The sequence below is a fragment of the Bacillus sp. FJAT-29937 genome, assembly GCF_001509555.1.
In the GTDB taxonomy this organism is placed as follows: Bacteria; Bacillota; Bacilli; order Bacillales; family Cytobacillaceae; genus Cytobacillus.
Map to the genome: position 1 here is coordinate 133,498 of NZ_LMAS01000001.1, position 26,942 is coordinate 160,439.

25 protein-coding genes and 1 riboswitch are annotated in these 26,942 nt (G+C 37.8%); of the genes, 14 read left to right on the forward strand and 11 right to left on the reverse strand.

Going from position 1 to position 26,942, the window contains the following annotated elements; genetic code table 11:
• Positions 1-207 precede the first annotated feature (207 nt).
• From metH to AR328_RS00655, 4 genes are read right to left on the reverse strand one after another with little or no spacing between them, the layout of a single operon-like run.
• Positions 208-3,660, reverse strand: coding sequence for a methionine synthase (gene metH / locus AR328_RS00640; protein WP_066287881.1), 3,453 nt, complete (start codon positions 3,658-3,660; stop codon positions 208-210).
• Entirely contained in the window at positions 3,638-5,503 is a 1,866-nt protein-coding gene (locus tag AR328_RS00645; protein ID WP_066287884.1) for a bifunctional homocysteine S-methyltransferase/methylenetetrahydrofolate reductase, read from the reverse strand. Before AR328_RS00645 ends, metH begins: the two co-directional genes overlap by 23 nt.
• 17 nt (positions 5,504-5,520) lie before the next feature.
• Positions 5,521-6,699 carry a cystathionine beta-lyase gene (metC, locus tag AR328_RS00650; RefSeq protein ID WP_066287886.1) on the reverse strand — a complete coding sequence of 393 codons (1,179 nt, stop codon included), beginning with the start codon at positions 6,697-6,699 and terminating at the stop codon, positions 5,521-5,523.
• Positions 6,696-7,808, reverse strand: a complete 1,113-nt coding sequence (locus tag AR328_RS00655; RefSeq protein ID WP_066287891.1) for a methionine biosynthesis PLP-dependent protein — start codon at positions 7,806-7,808, stop codon at positions 6,696-6,698. Before AR328_RS00655 ends, metC begins: the two co-directional genes overlap by 4 nt.
• 79 nt (positions 7,809-7,887) lie before the next feature.
• Positions 7,888-8,010, reverse strand: a riboswitch (SAM riboswitch).
• Between the two features lie 410 nt (positions 8,011-8,420).
• On the opposite strand from AR328_RS00655, the gene AR328_RS00660 reads away from it, so the two are divergent.
• Both AR328_RS00660 and odhB read left to right on the forward strand, forming a co-directional pair.
• Positions 8,421-11,264 carry a 2-oxoglutarate dehydrogenase E1 component gene (locus tag AR328_RS00660; protein WP_066287893.1) on the forward strand — a complete coding sequence of 948 codons (2,844 nt, stop codon included), beginning with the start codon at positions 8,421-8,423 and terminating at the stop codon, positions 11,262-11,264.
• Position 11,265: 1 nt separating this feature from the next.
• Complete coding sequence (gene odhB / locus AR328_RS00665; RefSeq protein WP_066287896.1) at positions 11,266-12,516, forward strand: 2-oxoglutarate dehydrogenase complex dihydrolipoyllysine-residue succinyltransferase; 1,251 nt, start codon at positions 11,266-11,268, stop codon at positions 12,514-12,516.
• Positions 12,517-12,605: 89 nt separating this feature from the next.
• On the opposite strand, the gene sda is transcribed toward odhB, so the two are convergent.
• Positions 12,606-12,737 carry a sporulation histidine kinase inhibitor Sda gene (gene sda / locus AR328_RS00670; RefSeq protein WP_066287900.1) on the reverse strand — a complete coding sequence of 44 codons (132 nt, stop codon included), beginning with the start codon at positions 12,735-12,737 and terminating at the stop codon, positions 12,606-12,608.
• A 188-nt stretch (positions 12,738-12,925) separates the two neighbouring features.
• Between sda and AR328_RS00675 the strand changes: the two genes are divergently transcribed.
• The 5 genes from AR328_RS00675 to AR328_RS00690 all read left to right on the forward strand — a co-directional run bounded on the left by AR328_RS00675 (position 12,926) and on the right by AR328_RS00690 (position 16,212).
• Entirely contained in the window at positions 12,926-13,723 is a 798-nt protein-coding gene (locus AR328_RS00675) for a VOC family protein (protein ID WP_066287904.1), read from the forward strand.
• A gap of 151 nt (positions 13,724-13,874) precedes the next feature.
• On the forward strand, positions 13,875-14,036 hold the full coding sequence (locus tag AR328_RS22425; RefSeq protein WP_156422625.1) for a hypothetical protein: 162 nt from the start codon (positions 13,875-13,877) through the stop codon (positions 14,034-14,036).
• Between the two features lie 108 nt (positions 14,037-14,144).
• Positions 14,145-14,384, forward strand: a complete 240-nt coding sequence (locus AR328_RS00680; RefSeq protein WP_066287908.1) for a hypothetical protein — start codon at positions 14,145-14,147, stop codon at positions 14,382-14,384.
• 41 nt (positions 14,385-14,425) lie between these two features.
• Complete coding sequence (locus AR328_RS00685) at positions 14,426-14,629, forward strand: DUF6501 family protein (protein WP_066287910.1); 204 nt, start codon at positions 14,426-14,428, stop codon at positions 14,627-14,629.
• 119 nt (positions 14,630-14,748) lie between these two features.
• Positions 14,749-16,212 (forward strand): pyruvate kinase, encoded by a 1,464-nt coding sequence (locus tag AR328_RS00690; RefSeq protein ID WP_066287912.1) that lies wholly within the window; start codon positions 14,749-14,751, stop codon positions 16,210-16,212.
• Positions 16,213-16,259: 47 nt separating this feature from the next.
• Here AR328_RS00690 and AR328_RS00695 read toward each other — a convergent pair whose 3' ends face one another.
• Positions 16,260-16,847 carry a YhcN/YlaJ family sporulation lipoprotein gene (locus AR328_RS00695; RefSeq protein WP_066287914.1) on the reverse strand — a complete coding sequence of 196 codons (588 nt, stop codon included), beginning with the start codon at positions 16,845-16,847 and terminating at the stop codon, positions 16,260-16,262.
• Positions 16,848-16,991: 144 nt separating this feature from the next.
• Between AR328_RS00695 and crcB (AR328_RS00700) the strand changes: the two genes are divergently transcribed.
• On the forward strand, positions 16,992-17,381 hold the full coding sequence (gene crcB, locus AR328_RS00700; RefSeq protein ID WP_066287916.1) for a fluoride efflux transporter CrcB: 390 nt from the start codon (positions 16,992-16,994) through the stop codon (positions 17,379-17,381).
• Positions 17,378-17,737, forward strand: a complete 360-nt coding sequence (gene crcB / locus AR328_RS00705) for a fluoride efflux transporter CrcB (RefSeq protein WP_231734726.1) — start codon at positions 17,378-17,380, stop codon at positions 17,735-17,737. The genes crcB (AR328_RS00700) and crcB (AR328_RS00705) overlap by 4 nt, the downstream gene beginning before the upstream one ends.
• Positions 17,738-17,763: 26 nt before the next feature.
• Here crcB (AR328_RS00705) and yidC read toward each other — a convergent pair whose 3' ends face one another.
• Positions 17,764-18,561 carry a membrane protein insertase YidC gene (yidC, locus tag AR328_RS00710; protein ID WP_066287918.1) on the reverse strand — a complete coding sequence of 266 codons (798 nt, stop codon included), beginning with the start codon at positions 18,559-18,561 and terminating at the stop codon, positions 17,764-17,766.
• Between the two features lie 25 nt (positions 18,562-18,586).
• Positions 18,587-18,877, reverse strand: coding sequence for a hypothetical protein (locus AR328_RS00715; protein WP_066287922.1), 291 nt, complete (start codon positions 18,875-18,877; stop codon positions 18,587-18,589).
• A gap of 172 nt (positions 18,878-19,049) precedes the next feature.
• On the opposite strand from AR328_RS00715, the gene AR328_RS00720 reads away from it, so the two are divergent.
• The 3 genes from AR328_RS00720 to nadE all read left to right on the forward strand — a co-directional run bounded on the left by AR328_RS00720 (position 19,050) and on the right by nadE (position 22,420).
• Positions 19,050-19,970, forward strand: a complete 921-nt coding sequence (locus AR328_RS00720) for a lysylphosphatidylglycerol synthase domain-containing protein (protein ID WP_066290072.1) — start codon at positions 19,050-19,052, stop codon at positions 19,968-19,970.
• 120 nt (positions 19,971-20,090) lie between these two features.
• Positions 20,091-21,551 (forward strand): nicotinate phosphoribosyltransferase, encoded by a 1,461-nt coding sequence (locus AR328_RS00725; protein WP_066287925.1) that lies wholly within the window; start codon positions 20,091-20,093, stop codon positions 21,549-21,551.
• 47 nt (positions 21,552-21,598) lie between these two features.
• Positions 21,599-22,420, forward strand: coding sequence for an ammonia-dependent NAD(+) synthetase (nadE, locus tag AR328_RS00730; protein ID WP_066287928.1), 822 nt, complete (start codon positions 21,599-21,601; stop codon positions 22,418-22,420).
• Positions 22,421-22,463: 43 nt separating this feature from the next.
• Here nadE and AR328_RS00735 read toward each other — a convergent pair whose 3' ends face one another.
• A complete protein-coding gene (locus AR328_RS00735; RefSeq protein WP_066287933.1) occupies positions 22,464-22,916 on the reverse strand; it encodes a hypothetical protein in 453 nt (150 codons plus the stop codon).
• A 205-nt stretch (positions 22,917-23,121) separates the two neighbouring features.
• On the opposite strand from AR328_RS00735, the gene AR328_RS00740 reads away from it, so the two are divergent.
• Entirely contained in the window at positions 23,122-24,066 is a 945-nt protein-coding gene (locus AR328_RS00740) for a hypothetical protein (protein ID WP_066287938.1), read from the forward strand.
• Positions 24,067-24,226: 160 nt separating this feature from the next.
• Complete coding sequence (locus AR328_RS00745) at positions 24,227-25,378, forward strand: D-alanyl-D-alanine carboxypeptidase family protein (protein ID WP_066290078.1); 1,152 nt, start codon at positions 24,227-24,229, stop codon at positions 25,376-25,378.
• A gap of 18 nt (positions 25,379-25,396) precedes the next feature.
• On the opposite strand, the gene modB is transcribed toward AR328_RS00745, so the two are convergent.
• Both modB and modA read right to left on the reverse strand, forming a co-directional pair.
• Positions 25,397-26,050: a molybdate ABC transporter permease subunit gene (gene modB, locus AR328_RS00750; RefSeq protein WP_066287945.1), complete on the reverse strand. Its 654-nt coding sequence runs from the start codon at positions 26,048-26,050 to the stop codon at positions 25,397-25,399.
• A 5-nt stretch (positions 26,051-26,055) separates the two neighbouring features.
• Positions 26,056-26,856 carry a molybdate ABC transporter substrate-binding protein gene (modA, locus tag AR328_RS00755; RefSeq protein ID WP_066287949.1) on the reverse strand — a complete coding sequence of 267 codons (801 nt, stop codon included), beginning with the start codon at positions 26,854-26,856 and terminating at the stop codon, positions 26,056-26,058.
• Positions 26,857-26,942 lie beyond the last annotated feature (86 nt).

The following is a 26,942-nucleotide window of genomic DNA, read 5'->3' on the forward strand; positions in this document are numbered from 1 at the left end:
AGTTTTTGAATGTTATGAATAAGAAAATAAACTTAAATTGAATAAAAACCTCATTTACCAATTTAGCCCATTTCTAACCTATTTTATCCAACTAAATAATTTACATTCATCACTGCTTTTGGAAGCATTAAAGAATGACAGAATAAAAAAAGCCAAAAACGGTTGAATAAAGTTTCAACGTTTTTGGCTTTTTGTCATGAAAAAGGGTTAGGCCTTCGCAACATTAAAATACCTAGCCTCAGGATGAGCAAAAACAATGGCTGATACTGATGCTTCAGGCTCCATCATAAAACCTTCTGTCAGATTTACTCCAATGTCCTCTGGAGTGATTAATTTAAAAAGCTTTTGCTGATCCTCTAAATTCGGACAAGCTGGGTACCCAAATGAGAACCTTTGACCTTGGTATTTAGCGGCAAAGCGGTCTTTCATTGTCATATCAACTGGATCAGGGAAGCCCCAGCGATCTCGAATTTGCCTGTGAACGAGCTCTGCAAACCCTTCAGCTGATTCTAAAGCTAATGATTGCAGGGCATGACATTCAAGGAACCGTCCTTGCTCTTTTAATTGATCGGCCACTTGCCTGATCCCTCTTCCCGCCGTAACGGTAAAGAAGGCAACATAATCCATCTGTCCGCTTATCTTTGGTTTTAAGAAATCAGCCAAGCATAAATAAGGCTCAGCCTCTTGTCTTGGGAATTCAAAGGTTTCAATGATTTCAGTTTGTTCTTCATTGTATATGAGAACCTTATCTCCATCTGATTGTGCAGGGAAAAATTGATAGACAGCAGCAGGCGTAATCCAGCCATTCGTCTTTGAATCCTCAATTAACCCGTTTACCATTTCGTTCATTTTAACTGCCTTTTCATCACCTTCTGCTAAAAGCTTTTCCAATTTACCCTTTAAGCCAAGATGATGACCAATTAACATTTGCTTATTTATATAAGGCTCGATATGTGAAATCGTAATGGAATTTAATATTTTTCTTTTTAGATCCTGTGGTGTAAAAACAGGTACATTTGTATTTAATGCTGGTCTAACTTTCACTGCAGTAGCGACAGCAATCGAACTTCTATCAAACGGAACCGCGTTTTGAGCCGCTTCCTGCTTTTCTAATTGTTCGCTTTTTAATTTCTCAAATTCAACCGGATCTTGCAGCTGATTGGCAATCGAGAGGCCATTCATCGCATCCTTCGCATAGAGAACAAGACCATCATATTCCTTAGCGATTTTCGTATCTGTGAATTTACGAGACAGAGCAGCCCCGCCAACAAGTATGGGAATATCAATGCCAGCCTGTTTTAAATCATGCGCAGTAAGGACCATTTGCTGTGCAGATTTCACAAGCAACCCTGATAGGCCAACCATATCTGGCTTTTCCTTCTTGATTGTTTCTACAAGTTCAGAAGGAGGGACTTTAATTCCAAGATCTACGACTTCAAATCCATTATTACTTAGGATGATGTCGACTAAGTTCTTTCCGATATCATGGACATCTCCCTTAACCGTTGCCAAAACAATTTTTCCTTTATTCGCACTCGTATCATCCTTTTCCATATGAGGCTCAAGGAAAGAAACAGATGCCTTCATGACCTCCGCACTTTGCAGAACTTCAGCAACGATCAGCTGGTTATCATTAAATAGACGGCCAACTTCCTTCATCCCATCCATTAATGGCCCATTAATGATATCAAGTGGGGCAGGGTAGGTGCGTAGAGCAACTTCCAGATCTGGAAGTAGGCCTTCCTTTGTTCCTTCCACGATATAATAGGCGAGGCGTTCTTCTAAAGTCATATCCGGCATAATGCTTTTTTGTTCTTTTTTCTTATCTCGGTAAAACTCTGTAAAAGCGGCTAGCGTTTCGTCCATTGTTTCAAATAATAGTTTCTCAGCTAATTTAACCTCTTCTTTCGGAATAGAAGCGAATCTCTCAAGTTTTTCTGTATTCACAATGGCATAATCGAGACCCGCCTGTGTGCAATGATAAAGAAATACAGAATTTAGAATTTCACGCCCGACAGGAGGGAGGCCAAAGGAAACATTGCTTATACCTAGTACAGTTTGGACTTCTGGCATTGCTTCTTTAATTAAACGAATGCCTTCAACCGTTGCTTTTGCACTTCCAATATATTGTTCATCACCTGTACCGACAGGGAAGACAAGCGGATCAAAAATAATATCTTCTGGCTGGATGCCGTATTTGCCGACGAGTAAGTCATAGGAACGCTTGGCGATTTCCAGCTTTTTCTCAGCTGTCACACCCATGCCTTTTTCATCAATTGTCCCGACGACAACAGCTGATCCATATTTATGAATAAGAGGAGCGATAGCTGCAAATCTTTCCTCGCCATCTTCAAGATTAATAGAATTAATAATCGCTTTTCCTTGTGAATACGTAAGAGCCTTTTCGATAACAGCGTCATCTGTTGAATCAATCACAAGGGGGGCCTTTACTTTCTTGACCAATTCTTTGATGAAATTTTCCATATCTTGAATTTCTTCACGGTCTGGATCAGCAAGACAAACATCGATGACGTGAGCTCCGCCTTTAATTTGTGCTCTGGCAACTTCAGCAGCCTCTTCAAATTTTCCTTCCTTAATTAATCGCTTAAACTTTCGTGACCCAATGACATTCGTCCTTTCGCCAACCATGATAGGTCGAAGAGTTGGATCATCATAGATAAATGGTTCGATTCCGGATACTTTATGGGTTGTGCTTTTTTCATAGCTTCTTGGCTGATATTTCTCCATTTCATCAGCAATGGCTTTAATATGGGCAGGAGTTGTTCCACAGCAGCCCCCAACAATATTCAGCCAGCCTTCAGACGCAAATCCGCCTAATTTCAAAGCAAGTGATTCTGGTGTTTCATGATAATTTCCTTCTTCATCAGGAAGCCCAGCGTTTGGATAGCAGCTGACTGCTGATGAAGCAAGACCTGAAAGGGAGCGGATATGGTCCTGCATAAACTCTGGCCCAGTTGCACAGTTTAGACCAACCGCTAACGGTTTCATATGTTCTAATGAAATATAGAATGCTTCGATTGACTGTCCGGCCAATGTGGTTCCCATCGGTTCAATCGTTCCTGAGACGATTAAAGGCAGCTTTTTGCCTGTTTTCTTGAATGCGTTTTGAATGCCGATAAAACCAGCTTTCACATTCAGCATATCCTGACTCGTTTCAAGAAGAAGCAGATCAGCTTGACCATCAATTAATCCGATAGCCTGTTCTTCATATGATTGTGTCAACGCCTCAAAAGTAGTTCCGCCGGTTACACTAAGTGTCTTAGTTGTTGGTCCCATAGCACCTGCTACAAATCGCGGCCATTTTGCGGTTGAAATCTGATCGACAGCCTTACGTGCAAGAAGGGCAGCTTTTTTATTAATTTCATAGGCTTTATGCCCTAAATTGTATTCATCAAGGACAATACTTGTTGCACCAAACGTATTTGTTTCAACAATATCTGCTCCTGCTTGCAAATATTCCAGATGGATTTTTTCAATGACAGAAGGGGCAGTAATATTTAAATTTTCATTACAGCCATCATATTCCTCGCCTCCGAAATCATCGGCAGTTAAATTGGCGTTCTGTAGCATTGTTCCCATAGCGCCATCCATAATGAGAATTTTACTCTTTAGCTGTTCAATTAATTGTGACTTCTGCATGCTGTTTCCTCCTTGCAATCTTGGCACTTGCTTCGTGGGCATATGCTGATAATTCAACAGTTAATTCATATCGCATAAACGGAGTAATTAAATAAATTCCGTTAAATAATTCAGCAGCAGCATCAATGAGAGATTTAGTTATTGCAATCCCTTCAAGTGCCGCGCGAACTGGATCATCCTTGTAATCAGCCATAATTTTCCGAATGGAATCGGATATTTTGATTCCCGGAACCTCATTATGCAGGAACTCTGCATTTTTATGGCTGATTAATGGCATTAGGCCAATATATATCGGGTTTTTTAAATGTTTTACTTCTTGATGGACCTCAATTAATTTTTCCTCTGAAAAAACAGGCTGGCTTATAAAGTAATCAGCCCCAAATTCAATTTTCTTCTCAAGTCGCTGTACCGCCTTATCGACTGCTCTGACATTAGGATTAAAGGCGGCACCAATGGAAAAGGCAGATTTTTCACCTAAATCCTTTCCTAAACTCGATAAGCCTTCATTCATCTGCTTAATCATCTGAATTAATTCAAATGATGATAAATCATAAACGGAGGATGCCCCTGGGAAATCTCCAACTCTCGCCGGATCACCTGTTACAGCTAATACATCATGCAAACCAAGTGTATGAAGCCCCATTAAGTGGGACTGCAGGCCAATGATATTTCGGTCTCTGCATGTAATATGCACCAATGGTCTTACTCCAATTTCCTTTTTAACACGATAGCCGAGGGCAGAATTACATACCCTTGGAGAAGCAAGTGAATTATCCGCTAACGTAATCGCATCAATGCCAACATCCTTCAAAGCTTGTGCACCTTCGAAAAATTTGTTTGTATTTAATTTTTTAGGCGGGTCAAGCTCCACGATAATAGAAGACCTCTCCTTGACTATATCATGTAAAGGAGGGTTTTCTCGAATAGCAGTAGGAGAATTTGTTATTTTTATTTCACTGCGTTTTTTAATGGTTTTTTCCTTAATAGGCGGCAATCCTTTTAGTTCTGATGCAAATGCGCGAATATGATCAGGAGTCGTGCCGCAGCAGCCTCCCAATAGTCTAATACCTTGGTCTCGAAAATTACGTGCTGATTGTCTAAAGTATTCTGAATCCCCTTCATAATGAAATTTTCCATCTGTATAAGCAGGAATGCTGGCATTTGGATAGGCAGATAGAAATGCATGCTTTGGCAGTGGAACATTTTCCAATGTCTGAAGCATATGATAAGGGCCTACCCGGCAATTTAACCCGACGACATCTGCACCTAAATATTCTAATCTTGAAAGGGCTTCAGAAACAGGTGTTTGGTCTTGCAAAATACCAGCCTCATGATGCGAAACTTGGGCTATGATCGGTAAATCAGTTTCTTTTCGAGCAATGGCCAGCACATTTTCAAGCTCCTCAAGGTCATAATAGGTTTCTAGTAATATACTATCTACGCCTTCAATCAGGAGGCAATAGAGCTGTTCTCTAAAACTCCTTTTTATTTCATCCAGAGCGACCATATTGGGCTTAATTCCTCTAATCCCGCCAATTGTTCCAGCTACATAAGTATCCTTTTTCGCTGCTTTCCGCGCATTTCTGACTGCAAACGTATTAAGTTCTTTTACACTATCCTCAAGCCCATACCTTTGCAGCTTCAAATAATTGGCAGCATATGAATTCGTTTGAATCAGATCTGCTCCTGCATGGATATATGCTTCATGTATCTGCTGGATCTGCTCAGCATGAGTAAGATTTAAATTCTCAAAGCAGCTATCCGTTCCATACGAATAAAGAAGCGTTCCCATCGCGCCATCAGCAATCACGATCTCATTTTTCAATTTCTCTAGGAAGCTCATTGTCATCCTCCTTAGTGCTAATTGATTTCTACAAGTTTACCGGATTCAGCTAAAGCTAAAGTGATATCTTTTATAAGATCATCTGGATTTTCTAATCCTACTGAAAGCCTTAGAAGACCGCTTTTAATTCCTCTAAATTCACGTTCAGCCTCAGGCATGGCAGCATGGGACATTTTAGCAGGGTAGGAGAGGATTGACTCAACAGCTCCTAAACTAACCGCAAAAACAGGGATTTTCACTTTAGAAACAAACTCTCTAACTGCCTGTTCATTTTCAAGTTCAAATGACAGAACAGCTCCTGGCCCATTTGCCTGCTTAGATTGGATTTGATATTGCGGATGGTCTTCAAATCCTGGGTAATATACATTTTTTATGGCAGGATGCTCCTTTAAAAATGAAGCAATTTTTCTAGCCGAATTCGTTGAGTGTTCGAGTCTGACATGTAAGGTTTTAATCCCTCTTATAACAAGCCAAGCATCTTGAACACCTAAGACAGCACCAAAAGAATTTTGCAAGAATCCTAGTTTTTTAGCCAGCTCAGCATCCTTTACGACAGCAAGGCCAGCAACGACATCGCTATGTCCGGATAAAAATTTCGTGGCACTATGTAAAACAACATCCGCACCTAAAGAAAGCGGTTTTTGTAAGGCCGGTGTTAAAAATGTATTATCAACGAATGTTAAGGCCCCATGCTTTTTTGCCAAGTCAGCAATTGCTTTAATATCGGTCACTTTTAAGAGCGGATTCGATGGGGTTTCCACGTAAAACAACTTTGTATTAGGCAATATCGCCTTTTGAACGGCATCTAGGTCCGTCATATCAACAAACGAATGTGCAATTCCAAAACGGGTTAATACTTGGGTGACAAATCGGTAGGTGCCGCCATAAACATCCTCTGTTATTAAAACGTGATCATCTTTTGATAATAGAAGAAAGGCGGTTGAGATCGCTGCCATTCCCGAAGCAAATGCAAAACCATGTGTCCCTTCCTCCAGCTCAGCAATAACTGTTTCAAGAGCTTCACGTGTCGGATTCAGACTTCTGCCGTAATCATATTTCCCAAATGAATCAAAATCTGTTTGATGAAAGGTGGAGGCATGGTTAATCGGCACACTTACAGCACCAGTGACTGGATCGTACTTATGATTATTATGCAATAGCTTCGTTTCAAACTGATAGCTCACTTCATTACTCATAGTGTAACCCCCTCCAAAACTTTAGCGAAAGCCAATTCTAAATCTTGAATGATATCGTCAGCATCCTCGATGCCTACAGAAAAACGCAATAATCGATTACAAACTCCGGTTTCAATTCGAATATGTTCAGGAATATCGGCATGTGTTTGGGTAGCAGGGTAGGTGATAAAGCTTTCTGCACCCCCAAGGCTTTCCGCAAATGAAATGAGGGAAAGACTTTGTAAAAACGGATTCACAAACGATTCGTCCTTAATGCGAAATGAAATCATTCCTCCGCGGCCAGGATAGAGGACATCAATTACAGCTTCATGGTCGGATAAGTACTGAACTAGTTTTTGAGCATTCTTTTCATGTCGTTCCATCCGAAGTGAGAGAGTTTTCATTCCGCGAATAAGCAGCCATGAATCAAATGGGCTTAATACCCCGCCTGCAGCATTATGGTGCATAGCTAATGACTCGCATAACTCTTTTCCTTTTGCAACAATTAATCCAGCTAGCACATCATTATGTCCGCCTAAATACTTCGTTGCACTATGGATGACAATGTCTGCCCCGAGCTTAATTGGCTGCTGTAAAATAGGGGTATAGAATGTGTTATCGACTATTAGCAACAGCTGATGCTTTTTAGCAAATTCAGCCACTTCTGTAATATCTGTTTCCTCCATTAAAGGGTTTGTAGGAGTTTCAATGAAAATAGCCTTTGTCTTTTCTGTCATTTCCTTTTCCAGATTCTCTGCTGAAAAGTCCTTGATGTATCTACAACTTAATCCCCATTTTTTATATCCTTGTTCGAATAAACGATATGTCCCGCCATATAGATCCTTTGAAACTATTAATTCATCGCCTGATTGGAAAATGGAGAGGACCGTCATAATCGCAGCCATTCCTGAACTGCACGCATAACCTTGATCTCCTTCTTCAAGCTCGGCAATTGTCTTTTCCAATATGGATCTTGTTGGATTTCCTGTTCGGATATAATCAAAGCCAGTGGACTGTCCAATCCCTTCGTGTCGATAAGCTGTCGAGAAATAAACAGGGGGATTTACAGTTCCAGTGACTGTTTCACTGCGATTACCAATTTGCGCAAGAATCGTGTCCGTTTTATACATTGTCAGCACTCCTTTTGTCTTAAAACAAATAAAAAAGCCTTCTTAAGAAGAAGACTTTTCATTGTTTACATAGTCACTCTTCTTATCTTTCAAGTTTTTAATAACAAAAAACTTGCAGGAATTAGCACCTTTTCAATCAAATTCGCGATTGATGGTTGCTGAGGCGTCGTTGGGCCTTACCCTCGACCTCTCTTGATAAGAAATCATTTTTAATTTTCTATAAGTTTACACTTTAACTTTCAGAAAAGTCAATCCTCTTTTATTAATAATTTTTGATTTGCTTCATTTGCCAGAAAGCCAAGAAATAATGAAAACGCTGTCTTTCCTATTAGATCAAGCAATCTAGCTGTTTCAGAAAATACTGGGAATTGTTTTAGTGAAATAAGATTTTTAATTGAGATTATTTTCTACTATATCCATGTGTAAAACCTTTGAATATCTAACTTTAACGTGTTAAAATGACTTTGGAAATTATTTAAACCCTAAAAATATTATTATTCTTTTAAATGTTAATTTAAATATACATTTATCCGGTTTTTCTCATTGAAACATTTTTTAGGGAAAGAATAATGGATATAAAACTTTTCAAATATAGTGGTGGAGGTTTTTTTCATGAAAAAGCCATTGAATGGTGAGCGGCCAATTAATCAAGGGTTTTATGGTCCTAACCTTGGCTATGTCATTGAGTTGTACGAAAACTATTTACAAGATCCTAACTCCATTGATCCGGAAATGAGAGCTTATTTCGATGAAGCAGGTTCACCTGTTGCTGAGAATAGTCATTTCCCAAAATCAGAGACAATGCCAGCAGTCACATCATCTAATCAGTTAGAGAAAACATTAGCGGCTATTCGTCTTGCGGATAATATTAGATTCTACGGCCACCGTGCAGCTGATATTTATCCATTAAAAAATCAAGAACGAGAGAAGAACCTTTTCGAACTTTCTCGATATGGATTAACGGAAGAAGACTTAAATGCAATCCCTGCTAATCTTATTTGTACAGAAGCAAAGATTCCACTTAGAAACGGGCTCGATGCTATTGAATATTTGAAATCGGTTTATATGGGCACAATTGCTTTCGAATTTCATCACGTAGATGATGAGAATGAGAAAGAATGGTTAAGAAAAAAGGTAGAATCGAATAAATTAAACTTGAACTTAAAGGCTGAAGAAAAAACGAAAATCCTCAGAAGACTTACTGAAGTAGAGGAATTTGAAAAGTATTTGCATCGAACTTTTGTAGGACAAAAAAGGTTTTCCATTGAAGGGCTTGACTCAATGGTTCCTTTACTTGATGAAATCGTTTCTGAATCCGTTTCAAATGGAACGAAAACGATAAATATTGGGATGGCACACCGTGGACGCCTTAATGTTCTTGCGCATGTTCTAGGAAAGCCATATGAAATGATTTTTGCGGAATTCCAGCACGCTCCTAATAAAGAACTTGTTCCATCTGAAGGCTCCATTGGCATTAGCTATGGATGGACAGGGGATGTAAAATATCACCTTGGTCTGGATAAGCAAATTAAAGATGAAAATACAACCATTGCGAGGTTGACACTGGCTAATAACCCAAGCCATTTAGAATTTGTCGGGGCAGTTGTGGAAGGATATACGCGCGCAGCACAGGATGATCGCACTGCAAAAGGATATCCTGAAGTAGATTTCCGTTCAGCGCTCTCCATTATTATTCATGGTGATGCAGCCTTCCCAGGTCAGGGAATTGTTGCAGAAACATTAAACCTTGGACAGCTGAAAGGCTATGACACTGGTGGATCTATACATATTATTGCGAACAATACGATTGGATTTACAACTGAATCTGCTGATTCCCGTTCAACAAGGTATTCCAGTGATTTAGCAAAGGGCTATGAAATTCCAATTCTTCATGTGAATGCTAATGACCCGGAAGCATGTGTGGCTGCAGCAAGATTAGCATGTGAATACAGAGAGAAATTCCAAAAAGACTTCTTAATTGATTTAATTGGTTATCGCAGGTTTGGCCATAATGAAATGGACGAACCAATGACAACGAATCCATTAATGTATAAAATCATCCATCAGGAACTAACGGTAAAGGATTTATATGCGGAAAAGCTTATTAGCCAAGCAGCTATTACGAGGGATGAAGCTTCGAAAATGGAAGAAGCCATCATCGATAAATTAAAATCCGCCTATGAAAAGGTTCCAAATAAGAAGATTGAAATAGAAGATATGGAACCGCCTGAAATGGTTGAAAAGGGCTTGCCAAAAATTGATACGGCTGTCCCAATCGAAGCATTAAAGCAAATGAATAAGGAACTTTTAGGCTTTCCAGAAAACTTCCTTGTTTTTAATAAACTCGACAAGATTTTAAAGAGAAGATTGGATGCATTAGAAGGCGAAGCAAAAGTCGATTGGGGGCATGCGGAAACATTAGCATTTGCCTCAATCATCAATGATGGTACTCCAATCCGGCTGACAGGTCAGGATTCTGAGCGTGGAACGTTTGCTCACCGTAATATCGTTTTATATGATAGCGAAACCGGAAAATCGTATTCTCCGCTACATTTAATGTCAAAAGCCAAAGCATCGTTTGCTGTTCATAATAGCCCGTTATCTGAAATGGCGGTACTAGGATTTGAATATGGTTACAACGTGTTTGCACCTGAAACACTCGTATTATGGGAAGCGCAATTTGGTGATTTCGCTAACTCTGCTCAAGTGATGTTTGATCAATTTATTGCAGCTGGCCGTGCTAAATGGGGACAGAAATCGGGTCTTGTAATGCTTCTTCCTCATGGCTATGAGGGCCAAGGGCCGGAGCACTCTAGTGCTCGTCTGGAAAGATTTCTTACTTTAGCTGCTGAAAATAACTGGACTGTGGCAAATTTATCATCATCGGCTCAATATTTCCATATTTTGCGGAGACAAGCAGCTATTTTAAATCGCGAAGAAGTTCGTCCGCTTGTGATTATGTCTCCAAAAAGTCTGCTCCGTCACCAGCTTGTCACATCAAGTGCGAAAGACTTAAGTGAAGGTGAATTCAAGCCTGTTCTTGAACAGACTGGACTTGGCAAGGAAACAGATAAAGTGACTCGTTTAGTACTAGCTTCAGGCAAAATGGCCATTGATTTAGCTGAAAGTCTTAAAAATATAGCGAGCCAAGACTGGTTCCATATTGTACGTGTGGAAGAGATCTATCCGTTCCCTAAGGAAGGGATAAAGGAAATTATGAATCGTTATCCAAACCTTAAAGAAATTCTCTGGGTTCAAGAGGAGCCGAAGAATATGGGGGCATGGACTTTTGTTGAGCCTCGATTGAAAATGCTTGCAGACCTTGGTGAAGAGGTAGTATATGTTGGCAGACGCCGCCGTTCTAGCCCATCAGAAGGGGACCCTATTATTCACAAGCTTGAACAGGCACGCATTATTGAAGAAGCATTAACGCAAAAGCATGAAGGAGGAAATTAAGGTGGCCGAAATCAGAGTACCAGAACTAGCTGAATCAATTACAGAGGGAACGATTGCGGGATGGCTAAAGAAGCCAGGCGATTTCGTTAATAAAGGGGATTACGTAGTTGAGTTAGAAACAGATAAAGTAAATGTGGAAATTATTTCTGACTTTACTGGAGTCTTAAAAGAATTAAAAGCCCAGGAAGGCGATAATGTAAATGTTGGTGAAACCATTGCGATTATTGATGAAAGCGGTCAAGCTGGAGCTGAAGCAGCACAGCCTGCTGCACCTGTTCAAGAAGAACAAGCGGCTGCCGAACCTGCAGCGCCAAGTGCTCCTGCGGAAGCTCCTGCTAACGAAAACCAACAGCGTCCAATTGCTTCACCAGCGGCTAGAAAAATGGCACGTGAAAAGGGCATTGATTTAAGTCAGGTTCCTACAGCTGATCCATTAGGAAGAGTTCGCGCTCAAGATGTTTCAACCTTTAACCCTCAAGCTCAGGCAAGCAGCGTTCCGGCACAAGCACCAAAAGCGGCTGCACCTGCACCGATTAAGCAAGATGGAGAAAAAAGAGTTGAGCGCATCCGAATGACACGCCGCCGCCAAACGATTGCGAATCGACTTGTTGAAGTACAGCAAACAGCAGCTATGCTTACGACCTTTAATGAAGTAGATATGACAAATGTGATGAACCTTCGTAAAAAACGTAAAGATAAATTCTTTGAAGAACATGATGTAAAACTTGGATTTATGTCTTTCTTTACAAAGGCTGTAGTTGCGGCACTTAAGAAAAACCCATTCTTAAATGCTGAAATTCAAGGTGATGAAATTGTCTTGAAGAAGTTTTATGACATCGGTGTTGCTGTGTCTACGGAAGAAGGTTTAGTCGTTCCTGTTGTCCGTGATGCAGACCGTAAGAACTTCGCTGAAATCGAAAAAGACATTATGGATCTTGCAACGAAAGCAAGAAATAACAAGCTCGGTTTACAAGATCTTCAAGGCGGTACATTTACAATTACAAACGGCGGTACTTTCGGTTCCCTGCTTTCTACTCCGATTCTAAATGGGCCACAAGTCGGTATTTTAGGAATGCATGCGATCAACCTTCGTCCAGTTGCTATTGATGCTGAGAGAATGGAAAACCGTCCGATGATGTATATTGCTTTATCATATGATCATCGAATCGTTGATGGAAAAGAAGCCGTTACGTTCTTAAAACGTGTGAAAGAATTAATTGAAGACCCTGAATCACTTCTTTTTGAAGCGTAAAATATGTTTGGCAGAGTGGAAGACCCACTCTGCTTTTTTGCATATAAAAAGAGGCGAGAATAATTCCCGCCCCAGGTCTAAATCAAAATCTACTTCTTAATTGGCTTTAATCCACGCTTAATAATTTCCTTTTTCAATATCCAAACCCATTCTTTCTCTGAACCAGACTTTAATGCATCACGATAAGAGACGACCAACTGTTCATTGCTCATAATCTTCATTAGCATTACCTCCTAAGTAAGTGGATTGAATATTCTTTCTATTCACTCCATTTTAAACGTTTCCGTCCGATTTGAAAACCCTATTTTCAAAAAAAATGAAAAGAGTATGTAAGTAGTATTATTTGAAATAAACCATTTAGAGCTTGTATGATTAAATAACAAATTAATTATAGAGAAGGTGGTTTAATATGGAACTGCAACTTGACCATATTGTTCATTTTATTAACGGAAATCCTAATAAGGCTATTGAGGAATGGGAAAAGCTTGGCTTTCAAGCAGTCATGGGTGGAAGTCATGAAAAGTGGGGAACATTTAATAGCTTGATTTATAATAGCACCTCCTATATCGAATTCCTTGCCATTGAAAACGAAGAAATCGCACAAAACTCAGACAACCCTCTCATTGGACAATTAGTAACAGATTTACAAAGAGAAGAAGGGATTGGTCAAATCTGTTTCCGTACAACAGATATTTTATCGGTGAAGAACGAGCTTGAAAATAAAGGGTGCAAAACGTTTCCGATTTTTCCAGGTAGCAGAAAAAGGAAGGATGGAACGACAATCAAATGGAAAATGCTCTTCATAAATCAAGAGTCAACCTTGCCATTGCCTTTTTTCATTGAATGGGAACAGCAGGATGAGGATCGTTTCAATGAACTTAAAAAACTTGGGATGATAGATCAGAAATTAGAAAAACATCGCATTCAGTCCATTAGTATTGCCTGTAATAATGGGGAGCAGTCTGCTAAGGAATGGTCACAACTTTTTGATTTTCCTATTACACACATAGAATCCGATGCAGATTCCTTTACGAAAAAAACAACGATTCACTGCGGACCAACCGAAATTATCTTCTGTGAACCATTAGATGAAAAAGGAATTGTCTATGAAACGTTAAAATCACGGGGGGAACGCCCATTTTTAATTAAGCTAGAGCCTAGAATTTTGAATCAGCCGACTTCATTGTTTGGTTCACAATATCAATAATAATTCGTGCGCGTTGTCATATGTCAACGCGTTTTTCTATATTTATCTCTCTCAGTCTAAAGCTGTATAAGTATTCATTCTCATGGTCAATGAGGATTTACCAATAATTAGATATCATGAAAATGAAAGAAGAACAGAGAGGGGAATTTATATGTATGAGCAAATTTATGTGATTGAAAAGCTGGAACAATATAAAGCCGAGGAATATAAGAAAGTTCCGTATTATGTATATGAAAAAAGAAAAAGCAGAATGAAGAAAAAGCTGTGCAGACTTCCGGTCATTAATCAGCTCCCACATTGCCAATGCACATAATATCAGTAGAAATATTTTTATTAATAATTAGGACCTTCTGTAATGTTTTAAACAGGCTAAGAAAGTGGTAAATAACTAATGCCATCTTCTTAGAAAGAAGGTCATCAAATGAAATCTTACTCAGATTATCGTTTACTTGAATTGATTTACGAAGATACATTATATGAGCATCTTGAATTTATCAGAATAGATCACATTTGTGAGGTTGGCTATATAACGTTGAAAAATGTTATCACAACGGAGATCTTTACTTTTGAACAACATTTAATTAAAAGCATACGAAAAAAATTCTACCGATATCCCCAAAGTTCAACAAAAAACAAGAATCATGTTGCAGCTAACAGCTAATATTCATTATACTAAGATTAAAAATAAAGGAAGTGGCAACATTGATTCATCTTAATTGGAATGAGCGGGCAACATTAAAAAAAGTAAAGTGTGTCCACACAAATGCGGCAAAATATATTGTCAATCGGGCATTAACTGCTGGAAAAGAATATGAAGTAAAAAATGAAACAGATGAATTTTATTTTATCATTGATAATACCGGCAATGTCGGTGGTTATTATAAAGACTACTTTCAAAATGCTTAAATCCGAAGGAGCTGTCAACCCATGTTGACAGCTTTATTTATTTCAAAAATCTTATCACACCATTTAATGATGAACCCATATACTAATATGCGAGTGATACATAATGAGGTGGTGCAAGCATGATTAGAGATGTTATGAACGAAAACCAAAACTTATTATATAATATCCTTTCAAGTCTACATGAAAACATTATGTATGTTGGACAACAACAAATGAAAGACAACTCCCCAGTTATTATTAGTAAGGAAAATTTAAAAGCATTTCTTAAATTAAGAGAGATTTCTTCAGAGAAAGTGAATTTCAATCTTTTACACGAAGGCCTATCATCTCTCTCAACTATTCACCCCCATATTCATTACTCAATAAATAAAATGTTAAATAACTTAAAGGTTATTGATCAAGTTCCCCCATATCATTTAAGTCCTCATATTTCCAATCAAATAAAAAAGGACCGTAATATGCGGCTGTTCGGTCGGACAAAAACTTCCGTTATGGTTACTCTTCATTCATCCATGCTTGATAATCCAAAGATTATTAAGGATTTGCTTTCGCATGGGATGAATATTGCAAGAATCAACTGTGCACATGACTCTCCGGAAATATGGCAAAAGCTTGTTGATCATATACGAGAAGCGGAATTGGAAATTGGCCAGGAGAGAAATTCATGTAAAATTCATATGGAATTAGCTGGTCCAAAAATTAGAGTGGAAAATATATATTACCCTGAAAAGCAGGTTGATGGAGAAAGACCATATTTCAATGTGTTGTCAGGAGATATGATTACGATAATCAAAGATGAACTTGCTCTAGATTTATTCGCAAAGGAATCTAAAGTCTTTTCAATCAATTCGCCAAAAGCATTACAAAACGTCTCTTTAAAAGACAAGGTGTTTTTTAATGACGGAAAAATCATCGGTGAAGTTTGTTCTATTACAGATCAATGGGTAGGCATTAACATTTTAAAAACAAATAAAAAAATAACGAAACTTCGTGAAGAAGGCGGGCTTAACCTTCCAGATTCATTTGTACACTTTATTATGCCTGCTATGACAGACACTGATATTGATATTCTTCCTTTTGTATATGGATTAGCGGATTCCATTGGACTTTCCTTCGTTCATCATCCTAGAGATTTAGAAAAAATTCGGATGCACTTGCATCCATTGCCGAAGAAGAATATAGGGATCATAGCAAAAATTGAAACAAAGGAAGCTTTTCATAACTTATCAAAAATTATTATGGAAGGACTTCATTTCGATTCATTTGGAATCATGATTGCAAGAGGCGATCTTGCGGTTGAATTAGGTTTTACAAAATTAGCATCTATCCAAGAAGAGATAATCACCCTTTGTCAGGCTGCACATATTCCTATTATTTGGGCGACAGGTGTTCTTGAACAACTTACAAAAAAAGGAATGCCATCACGAGCTGAACTAACGGATACGTATAGGGGGCTTCAAGCGGATTGTATTATGTTAAATAAAGGGGAGTACGCCGTTGAAGCATTACAAACTATTTATGAGCTAATGATACATGACTCGGAAACGAGCAGGCGAAAACAGACATTTATCCAATATCAATAAAAGAGGACCTAACATTATTCGTTAAGTCCTTTTTTATTGTGGTACAATTATTTATTAAAATGGTTTGGGAATACACGACGAACACTAGTTGTAAACTCATCAAAAAGACCTTCAACCGGATGGCCATTACGAATATCAGTTGAATAATTGTTCATTCGATCATAGAAATCAGGATTTACCGAAACATAAACATCATTAATATTACGATCGACTGATTTCACTTGATCAGCAATTTTCCGTTCGATGTCACGGGATAAGCCATTTTGATTATTCACTAATCGTGCCGCCACATAGGCGTTATTATCTGTCACAATTACATTTGCGTGATCTACTTCAGGCAAAGCAGCGATCTTGTCAGCAACACGGTCAGCTACCCGCATTCTTGCGTTATTATTGTTTAGAGCGTTATTATTAGTTATCCCGTTATTATTGTTTCTAACTGGAGTTAAATTGGTATTTCTCATATTCCTATCGTCAAAAACATTAAAATCATTCGTGCCTGGATTGTTTACTCTTGTCAAATTATCACGGGTGTTTCTCATTGCTGTATCATTCATATTATTATCATTATTAACACCACATCCAGCTAGAATGGACATTGTAAATAATGAAGCAATGATCGCTTTCATTTTCATAAATGTACCCCCTTTTGCTTTTTTAAGACTACACCATTATGTTTCCATGTTTATATCCATGATATCCATGGAACTTTTGTAATAAAAGGTGATTAATGACAGACGGATTCGATTCATAAACCATAATGAAGGCAGGAGATTATATTGACATATGTTTTTATCGGGATAGGGGGTATAGTAGGAAGTCTTCTTAGATTTTTGTTGATATCGATTTCTGTATTCCTTTGGGGAGTGGGATTTCCCATCGGAACACTTATAACGAATATGATTGGAGCACTGCTTTTAGGCATATTTACAAAGAAATTCAGCCAAAGGGGGAAAATGAATCCGCAATTAAAGGTGGCAATCAGTACGGGGGCAATCGGCTCCTTTACAACGTTATCGACATTAAGCACGGATGCCGTTCTATTATTGAACCGGGGCTCGTATTTTTTTGCCTTTTTATATGTATTCTTTAGCTTAATTGGGGGGCTGGCTGCCATTTACTTAGGTTTTACAATGGTGGACCTGTGGAATCGTGAGGAAGCAAAATGATTATAAATGTATTATTGATCTGCATCGGCGGATTTTTTGGAGCTATTTGCAGGTATAAACTTTCTTTACTATTGAACAGTCAGGAACATAATAAAATCCCTTTTGGAACGCTATTTGTTAATTTATTGGGCTCCTTTTTATTAGGACTTATTATCGGAATGGGGAAGAGTGAGCAAATTCATTTTTTTCTCGGCACAGGGTTTATGGGGGCATTCACCACATATTCGACTTTTAACTTAGAGGCTGTTCAGCTGCTGCAGAGGAATAAAAAGGTTCAAGCTATTACATATTTATCGTTAACCTATCTATTAGGCATCGCATTTGCATTTTTTGGCTTTATCATTGGGAAAAGATAAAGAGGGTGAACAAGTCACCCTCTGTTTTATTTGTCGCTTATTGAGCTGGATGTTTGCAATACTTCCTTTTTTTCCGAAGGGTAAAGCTTTTTCCCAATTATTGTTTGAATGGTTAGGAATATACCGCCGACAGTCCAATATAGTGGTAATGCAGCTGGTGCATTTAAAGAGACCATGACAATCATAATCGGTGATAAAAGCCCCATAAATTTCATCTGCTGCTGCTGTTGAATAGGCATTGTTGCTTGTGAAACCTTAAATTGAAAGAAGTATACAATCCCAGCAGCTGCTGTAATCCAAATATCGGCATGGCCAAGATTAAACCATAGGAAGGAGTGGGCGGCAATTTCCTCTGATCCCCTTATCGCATAATAAAAGCCCATTAAAATAGGCATTTGAATAAGGATTGGCAGACATCCCATATTTAGAGGATTCACACCATGCTTCTTGTAAAGGCCCATTAATTCTTGCTGCAGCTTTTGCTGTTCTTTCTGATCCTTTGTTACTTTCAATTTCTTTTGGATTTCGTCCATTTCTGGCTTCAGCCCGTCCATTTTTTCTTTCATGACACGCTGGTTTTTATATTGTTTTAGCATAAGCGGCATAAGAATCAGCCTAATGCCTAGTGTAATGATGATTATCGCAATCCCATAATTATCATGAAAAATACCAGCTGTTCCATGAATAAGAGAGGCGAAAGGTTCGACAAAAATTTTATGAAAAAATCCATCGTTGCTTTGGCCATTTTGAGAAGAACATGCCGATAATAATAAAGTTGAGACTGATATTAGCATAAAAAGAAAAAGATGTTTCTTATTTTTCATTCGTTAAACTCCTCCTAGTTTTGTTTTAACTTAGCAAATAGGAGGAGTTACTGTCTGGGTCATCACATTGATCATCTTTTTTTCTTGTACACTTTGATATCCAATTTAATAACGGATTCCAATAATCATTCATCGTCAATTGCTGAATTGGGGCAATTGTATTAGAATCCATTCGATTTGTATCATTTAATGAATCATGAAAAGAGTAATGAATATTCCATACCCATAAAAACTTCATCATAAGCCCTAATATAAAACTGACATAGATAGCATAATCAGCTGGGATATTAAAAGCATCCATAAAAAAATCTAACATTTACTCACCTCGGCACTTTAGGGCACTAGGTAAATTATAATTCATTTTTTACTATGGGGCAATTGAGAACACCATCCAATTTTGTAAGACCGAAATAATAATGGTTGTACCAGAATTAAGTAAGTAATAGAATATAGGATGGATTGACTATTTGATTGAACGGTGGGGTATTTTGTCTTTTTTAAAGCGGAAAACGTTATTAACAATTGCAAAGGTTTTCTTCCCTATCTTAATTTTGCTAATCATTAGCTATGAAGCAAAAGGTTTATTTAGGGATTTTAACTGGAATTTAATTGATCTATATTTAGACCGGCTTTCTTTCGAGAGAATTATTTTGATATTTATCTTTGGATTGATCGCTTTAATTCCGATGTTTTTTTATGATGTCGTTTTTTTTCAAATTTTTAGAAGTCGTGTTCGAAAGAGACTGTTGATATTTTATTCATTATCTGCAAATGCTTTCTCAAATTTAGTCGGGTTTGGCGGGGTAGCCGGAGCGACCCTACGATCCATTTATTATCGCAAATATGCGGCTGATTCTATTCCAGTCATTCGAATCATTGCAAAGATATCTCTGTTTTATTTAACTGGATTATCGATTCTATCCTGGCAAGTTGCCTTTACGGATATGCATGTTTATGATGAAATTAAGTTTATGAAATTTGCCGTATGGGCTATTGCTGCTTATACACCTGTATTACTTATTCTTTTTTCATTTAGAAAAAAGTTTTGGAGCTTAGATAACTTACAAAAAGGTTTTATTGCTGAGTTAATAACGATCTCTATTTTCGAATGGCTGTTTGTTGGTATATGTATATGGGGGATTGCCCACTTATTGAGTGTTGCTGTTCCTTTTTCAGTCATTTTCCCAATTGTGATTATTTCGGCTTGTGCAGGTATCATTAGCCTCATTCCAGGTGGGATTGGGTCATTTGATATCGTTTTTCTTATTGGAATGGAGACTTATGGGATTCCAGCAGAATTAAGCTTGTTAATTATCATGTTTTATCGGCTTAGCTATTATATTTTTCCAGTTTTGCTAAGCACGCCCTTTGTTATTTATCAATTGGTTAGAAAAAGACATCAAAGCTAAACAAAGTGACTTTTTCTATTTAGTCATTTTGTTTAGTTTTTTACATTGCTTTCAATTTCGTGTAATCATAGAAAATTGAGGGTAAAATGGAAGTATGAATACTTTGCTAGGAGGTTTCTCATGCATCAATATTATCCGGACGACAGTCTGACTCTACATACTGACTTATATCAAATAAATATGGCAGAAACCTATTGGGAAGACGGAATTCATAATAAAAAGGCTGTATTTGATTTATATTTTCGAAAACTCCCATTTAATAATGGATACGGAATCTTTGCTGGGCTGGAAAAAGTAATAGAGTTTATTAATCACTTCCAATTCTCTGAAAGTGATATTGCTTATTTAAGAGATGGTTTAGGTTATCGGGAGGATTTCCTCGAATACTTAAAAAACCTTACATTTACAGGATCTATTCGCTCGATGGCAGAAGGAGAACTCGTGTTTGGGAATGAGCCGCTTATGCGAATCGAGGCACCGCTTGCACAAGCACAATTAATTGAAACAGCCCTTCTGAACATCATTAATTATCAAACGTTAATTGCGACAAAAGCTGCGCGGATTAAGGAAGTCTTAGGCGCTGAAACGGCAATGGAGTTTGGAACTAGAAGAGCACATGAAATGGATGCAGCTATCTGGGGTGCAAGAGCAGCTATTATAGGGGGATTTCAGTCAACATCTAACGTAAGGGCAGGTAAACTTTTTAATATTCCTGTTTCAGGTACACATGCCCACGCACTTGTTCAAGCGTACCAAGATGAATATACTGCCTTTCATAAATATGCAAGAAGACATAAAGACTGCGTTTTTCTAGTTGATACGTATGATACATTGAAATCGGGCGTACCAAATGCCATAAAAGTCGCAAAAGAGCTTGGAGATCAGATCAATTTTATTGGCATTCGACTAGATAGCGGAGACTTGGCCTATTTATCAAAGGAAGCGAGAAAAATGCTTGATGAAGCAGGGTTTCCGAATGCCCAAATTGTAGCCTCCAATGATCTGGATGAATATACAATCTTAAACTTAAAGGGGCAGGGGGCAAAAATAGACTCATGGGGTATTGGGACTAAACTAATTACTGCCTATGACCAAGCTGCTCTAGGTGCCGTCTATAAGCTCGTCTCGATTGAGAACGAGTCGGGTCAAATGGTCGATACGATCAAGATTAGCGGAAACCCGGAAAAGGTAACAACACCAGGGTTAAAAAAAGTATATCGAATTATTAATAAAGAAACCCAAAAATCTGAAGGTGACTATATTGCATTAGAGGATGAAAATCCACAAGAGGAAAAACGGTTGAAAATGTTTCATCCTGTTCACACATATATTAAAAAATATGTTTCTAATTTCGAAGCAAGAGAGCTGCACAAAGATATATTTGTAAATGGTAAGCTTGTGTATACGGTTCCTAAACTGTCAGACATTCAACAATTTGTTAAAGACAATTTAGCTTTACTGTGGGAAGAGAACAGACGTTCATTAAATCCAGCAGAGTATCCGGTCGACTTAAGCCAGAAATGTTGGGATAATAAAATGGAACATATTCAAAGAATAAAAGATCAAGTGAACATGCTATAAAAGAGATAAGGGGAATAGGTCAGCATCGTTTAACGGGAGGAAGGAAAATGTCAATACAAAAGGAAATAATGGAGAAATTGCATGTTAATCCACATATAGATCCACAGGAAGAGATAAGAAGCAGAATTACTTTTTTAAAAGATTATTTAATAAAAACGAAAGCAAAGGGATATGTTCTTGGCATTAGCGGCGGGCAAGATTCAACACTTGCAGGGAAGCTAGCTCAGCTGGCAGTAGAAGAGTTGAGGGATCAGGGCCATCAAGCCTCCTTTATCGCCGTTCGCCTTCCTTACGGAGTGCAAGGGGATGAAGAGGATGCAAAGCTGGCACTTTCATTTATTCAAGCTGATCGGGAATATGTCTTTAACATTAAATCAGCCGTTGATGAGATACAACAAGAATATGACTCACTTGTCAGCAATAAACCGCTAAGTGATTATCAAAAGGGTAATGTTAAGGCGAGAATGAGAATGATTGCCCAGTATGCATTTGGCGGAGAGAACGGGTTGCTAGTTATTGGCACTGACCATGCTGCAGAGGCCATAACAGGCTTTTACACGAAATTTGGCGATGGCGGTGCTGATGTTACTCCGCTAACTGGATTAACAAAAAGGCAAGGAAAGGCATTACTCAAGGAATTAGGTGCCGACGAAAGGCTTTATTTAAAGGTTCCAACAGCAGACCTTCTTGACTTCAAACCGGGACAGGCAGATGAAACCGAACTTGGGATCTCATATGATGAATTGGATGATTATCTAGAGGGTAAACAAGTAAGCAAAGATGCAGTTGAAAAAATTGAAAAACGCTATCACCTTTCAGAGCATAAAAGAAGAATGCCGGCAAGCATGCAAGACAATTGGTGGAAATAAATAATAACAGCGATGGGAATTAATCCCAACGCTGTTTCTTGAATTAGTCCACCACAATATAAGCAATCATCGGTCCATTTTGTTCTTTTCCATGATGGGTATGGCAAATTAATCTATAGATCCCTTCCTTTTTGAAATGAAGAGGGACAACCGTATCCTCACCCTTTTTCACAATTCCTTTAATGTCTGTGCCTTCAATTGAAAATGGATGCTCAGCCCCATTCACGCCAGAAATGATAAGATTTACTTTTTCTCCTTCTTTCACAAAAATCGTTCCTGGGTCCCAGCGGTATGACTCAATCTCTTTCCCATTTGGAAGCTTAGATTTAAATTCTCCTGTCACAATGTGAATTTCTCTAACCTTTTCATTTGGCTCTTGGCTAAATACAGATACAGCATCTTTGTTAACAATTAACCAAATTGAAGCAGAGGCTACAGCTGCGAAGATAACTAAAAACATGATGATGGCTCTTTTTTTCAAAATCAAAAATGGCATTTGCTTTCTCCCCCTATTAAATGTTTGTCCATTATTATAGATATGCTGATAGGGGGGCAGAACTTGTCTAAATTATTTATTTTTCTTTCATAATAACTTTAGAATTGTAATGACTAGTACATTCTTCCTGAATTAGCCAAAATAGCTGTAAAAATTATACATACTATAGATATAATAAATACATATGTCGGAAAGGGGATGGAATATGGAAGGCATTATCTTATTAGCTATTGGGGCTCTGATTGTTTTTTTCCTTATAAAAAGCAGGAAAAAGAGAAGGAGATTTAAACTAAAGTATGATCCGATTCCTGCAAATCTAGGAATCTTAAAACCTAGGGATAAGGATATCGTAAAACTCCTTCACTCATCATTACCTCCCACCTATGTAAATCAATTAAAGCATCGTGTTTTGCAAAACAACTCAAATTGGACTGATCATGATTTTGACTGGGCATATTTTGAGTTGAAGAGATATTTTATTTTAAACAGTTTATTAAAGACAGTTCCGATGTTTAGCGAGAGGGTAGATGAAGTTTGGCATGAAATGCTTATGTTTACAAAGGATTATGAAAAGTTTTCGCAAAAGTTTTACAAAGGATTTTTACACCATACACCCAATATTGATTCAAAGCCGATACCCGGAGAAAGAGCATTTTTTGATTGGATTTATTTAAGTTTATTTCAGTCCTCAATAAATAGCCGTTTGCTTTGGGGCGGATTTTTAAGGCATCCAATAAAGCCAGAAATCCTTCAAGATTTTAAAAATCTATCAGATGATGAGCTTTTAGAAAGATATTTTAAAGCAACAGAAGATTGGATAGAAATTAAAAGATACTTAATCAGTAAAATGAAGCTGGAAATATCCCAAGCAGAAGTACTGATGAATAACGAGCAGGACAGCTCCTTTTCTCGTATAAGTGCAGACAAAGATTATTATAAACTTCTTCCTGCTGCTGTATTTTTCTCAATGTATTCACCGAAAGAGTTTCCATATGATATGAATCCGCTAATTCCAATTAAACAGGCAAAGGCGAGTGGAGGAGGATCATCCTGTTCTGGATATGGATGCAGCAGCTGCTCATCAAATGATTCAGGTGGCGATTCAGGCGGAGGATCCAGCTGTTCAAGCTGTGGAGGAGGGTGCAGCTAAGAAATAAGTAATCCTGATGGATTGCTTATTTTTTGCATTTTTTCAATAAATATCTTGAGGTTAACAGTTATGTAACATTTTCATGACGTATCTTTTAATCAGCAGAAGTTTTGATACAATCAATAATGGACAAGATTATGATTATATGGATGGGAATATTATGAATAAAACTTTTCTTTCAACACTAATAATTTTTTGTTTATGTCTATCAGCTGCTCAAATAGTGAACGCAGCTGAGGATTCCAGCCCGGAGATTGAAAGTGAAGCGGCGATCCTTGTAGATTCTGAGACAGGGGCCGTGTTATTCGAAAAAAATGCTGATAACAAAATGTATCCAGCCAGCTTAACTAAAATTGCCACAGCTATTTATGCTATAGAAAATGGGAACCTTAAGGATCTAGTTACTGTTAGTAAATCTGCGGCGGATACGGATGGGACAAGTGTGTTTTTGGAGGAAGGGGAGAAAGTTCCATTAAAAAAGTTAATCCAGGGCATGCTCATTAACTCAGGAAATGATGCAGCCGCTGCAATTGCCGAGCATCTTGATGGCGACAAATACGAAGAAGGAATAAATAAATATTTATCAGTAAAAGTAAAGGTAAAGAATACACACTTTACAAATCCACACGGTCTTTTCGATGAGAATCATTATTCAACGGCAAAGGATTTAGCCAAAATAACGAATTATGCCCTTCAAAATGAAACATTTAGAGAAATTTACGGAAAAAAGGAACTAGAATGGCATGGGAAGTCATGGGACACAACTCTTTTAACCCATCATTTAATGCTTAAGGGGGAAATCCCCTATGAAGCAGTAAACGGAGGAAAGACTGGATATGTACCTGAGTCTAAGTTCACACTTGCTACAACAGCTCTTCAGAATAAGATGGAATTGACGGCGATTGTTTTGAAAGGGATGAATGACAGCAGGGTATATGAAGATACAGAGGTATTGTTAGATTACGGATTTGAACAGTTTAAACATTCTTATATAAGTAAATCTGCTGTTTTTCAGAAAGCGGGCAAAACGTTTACTACTGATGATAGTGATATTTTAATTACAATCCCATCAGCTTTCTATCAAAAAAATGTCACGTCAAAAGGTCATCTGCAATTAACAAATAAAAATGGGGATGTCATTCAATCAGTTGCCCTTGTTGAAAAAAAGGAAGAAATAAGCGAAACAGCTTCATATATGAATCAAACTGATCATAAAACAATGGGGTACTACGGGAAATTTGGAATGTTTCTCCTGATTATTGGTGCACTGTTTATAGGAGCACAAAAAATAAGAAAAGCGATAAACGAATAGTAACGTTTGTCGCTTTTCTTATTTGAAAAACGAAACAAGCAATAACATGATGAAGGAAATGACAATCATTGTCCCTACAAGAGCCCATGCAAGGTTCATATTTCCTGATTCGATAGACATATAAATAGCAGTTGACATCGTTTGCGTCTTACCGGGAATATTTCCGGCAAACATAAGCGTGGCGCCAAATTCTCCAAGTGCCCTTGCGAAGCTTAATATTGCCCCAGTTATTAAAGATTTATAAGCAAGGGGGATCGTAATGAGGAAAAAAATAGTCCATTCTCCAGCTCCATCCACTCTAGCAGCCTCTTTAATCCCACGGTCAACTTCAGAAAAACCTGTTTTCGCAGATTGATACATGAGCGGAAGGGCAACAATAGATGATGCAATAACGGCAGCCCACCAAGTAAACATAATGGGATGATTAAAGATCAATTGAATCCATTTGCCAACAGGACTAGAATTTCCGAAAATAATAATTAATAAAAAGCCAATAACGGTTGGAGGGAGGACAAGTGGAAGCATAAACATCGTTTCCACTATTACTTTTCCCTTAAAGTTTTTTTCCAACATAAATTTTGCCAGCAATGTTCCCACTACGAATACAAAAAGTAAAGAAATGAATGATACTTTAATAGAAAGTTGAACTGGTGATAGAAATAATTCATTCATAGAAATCAATCCAATACATTAAATCCATATTTAACGAATACCTCAGCAGTTTTCTTATCTTGAAGAAATTGATAAAAAAGCTCAGTTTCCTTCATATGTTTTGTATTTTTAATCATGCCAACAGGGTATATAATCGGGTCATGGCTCTCTGAACTTGCCTCCGCAACAACTTTCACTTTATCAGATGTTAAAGCATCTGTCTTATAAACAAGACCTGCATCGACATTACCTGTTTCTACATAAGTTAATACTTGTCTTACATCTTTTGCAAATACGATGTTTCCTTGTACTTGATCCCATAATCCTAAATGTTCAAGTGTTTGTTTCCCATAATTTCCGGCTGGTACAGCCTCTGGTGTCCCTAAAGCTAATTTTCCATTTCCCAAATTAGCCAAATTATTAAATCCTTCTATCGAATTTTTTGATTCTTTTGGTATGATTAAGACAAGCGTATTTGCTAGCTTATCAATACCTTGGTTTTCATCAATGATCCCTTTTTCAACCAGCTCATCATATTTATCCTCAGCTGCTGAAAAGAATAGGTCTACAGGCGCGCCTTGGATAATTTGCTTTTGCAAAGCCCCTGAGCCACCGAAGTTAAAGAATAATTTAATATTTTTATGTTCTGCTTCAAAAAGCGGTTTTATTTCTTTAAAGGCATCTTCTAAACTAGCAGCTGCAGAAATTGTAAGCTCAATATTCTCCTGGCTATTACTATTAGACTGATCAGCTTCCTTATCAGAGGTACAGCCTCCTAATATTACTAGAAAACAAATAATTAAAACCTTAAAAAATGTACCTCCCATGTTTTTCAATCCCTCACTCTATTATATGTATAATTCAATTATAGTAAATCTTACAATTAATAACTATATAAAAAAGCAGGAAATGG

What these genes read in the sequence shown, in the direction of transcription:
- AR328_RS00715 (WP_066287922.1), bottom strand. Translation starts at nt 18,877, where the DNA reads ATGTTAGATTTTTTTATGGATGCTTTTAATATCCCAGCTGATTATGCT.
- AR328_RS00655 (WP_066287891.1), bottom strand. Translation starts at nt 7,808, where the DNA reads ATGTATAAAACGGACACGATTCTTGCGCAAATTGGTAATCGCAGTGAA.
- nadE (WP_066287928.1), top strand. Translation starts at nt 21,599, where the DNA reads ATGTCAATACAAAAGGAAATAATGGAGAAATTGCATGTTAATCCACAT.
- AR328_RS00675 (WP_066287904.1), top strand. Translation starts at nt 12,926, where the DNA reads ATGGAACTGCAACTTGACCATATTGTTCATTTTATTAACGGAAATCCT.
- AR328_RS00725 (WP_066287925.1), top strand. Translation starts at nt 20,091, where the DNA reads ATGCATCAATATTATCCGGACGACAGTCTGACTCTACATACTGACTTA.
- metH (WP_066287881.1), bottom strand. Translation starts at nt 3,660, where the DNA reads ATGCAGAAGTCACAATTAATTGAACAGCTAAAGAGTAAAATTCTCATT.
- AR328_RS00660 (WP_066287893.1), top strand. Translation starts at nt 8,421, where the DNA reads ATGAAAAAGCCATTGAATGGTGAGCGGCCAATTAATCAAGGGTTTTAT.
- AR328_RS22425 (WP_156422625.1), top strand. Translation starts at nt 13,875, where the DNA reads ATGTATGAGCAAATTTATGTGATTGAAAAGCTGGAACAATATAAAGCC.
- AR328_RS00690 (WP_066287912.1), top strand. Translation starts at nt 14,749, where the DNA reads ATGATTAGAGATGTTATGAACGAAAACCAAAACTTATTATATAATATC.
- modB (WP_066287945.1), bottom strand. Translation starts at nt 26,050, where the DNA reads ATGAATGAATTATTTCTATCACCAGTTCAACTTTCTATTAAAGTATCA.
- AR328_RS00740 (WP_066287938.1), top strand. Translation starts at nt 23,122, where the DNA reads ATGGAAGGCATTATCTTATTAGCTATTGGGGCTCTGATTGTTTTTTTC.
- AR328_RS00680 (WP_066287908.1), top strand. Translation starts at nt 14,145, where the DNA reads ATGAAATCTTACTCAGATTATCGTTTACTTGAATTGATTTACGAAGAT.
- crcB (WP_231734726.1), top strand. Translation starts at nt 17,378, where the DNA reads ATGATTATAAATGTATTATTGATCTGCATCGGCGGATTTTTTGGAGCT.
- AR328_RS00735 (WP_066287933.1), bottom strand. Translation starts at nt 22,916, where the DNA reads ATGCCATTTTTGATTTTGAAAAAAAGAGCCATCATCATGTTTTTAGTT.
- metC (WP_066287886.1), bottom strand. Translation starts at nt 6,699, where the DNA reads ATGAGTAATGAAGTGAGCTATCAGTTTGAAACGAAGCTATTGCATAAT.
- yidC (WP_066287918.1), bottom strand. Translation starts at nt 18,561, where the DNA reads ATGAAAAATAAGAAACATCTTTTTCTTTTTATGCTAATATCAGTCTCA.
- AR328_RS00695 (WP_066287914.1), bottom strand. Translation starts at nt 16,847, where the DNA reads ATGAAAATGAAAGCGATCATTGCTTCATTATTTACAATGTCCATTCTA.
- sda (WP_066287900.1), bottom strand. Translation starts at nt 12,737, where the DNA reads ATGAAGATTATGAGCAATGAACAGTTGGTCGTCTCTTATCGTGATGCA.
- AR328_RS00745 (WP_066290078.1), top strand. Translation starts at nt 24,227, where the DNA reads ATGAATAAAACTTTTCTTTCAACACTAATAATTTTTTGTTTATGTCTA.
- AR328_RS00645 (WP_066287884.1), bottom strand. Translation starts at nt 5,503, where the DNA reads ATGAGCTTCCTAGAGAAATTGAAAAATGAGATCGTGATTGCTGATGGC.
- modA (WP_066287949.1), bottom strand. Translation starts at nt 26,856, where the DNA reads ATGGGAGGTACATTTTTTAAGGTTTTAATTATTTGTTTTCTAGTAATA.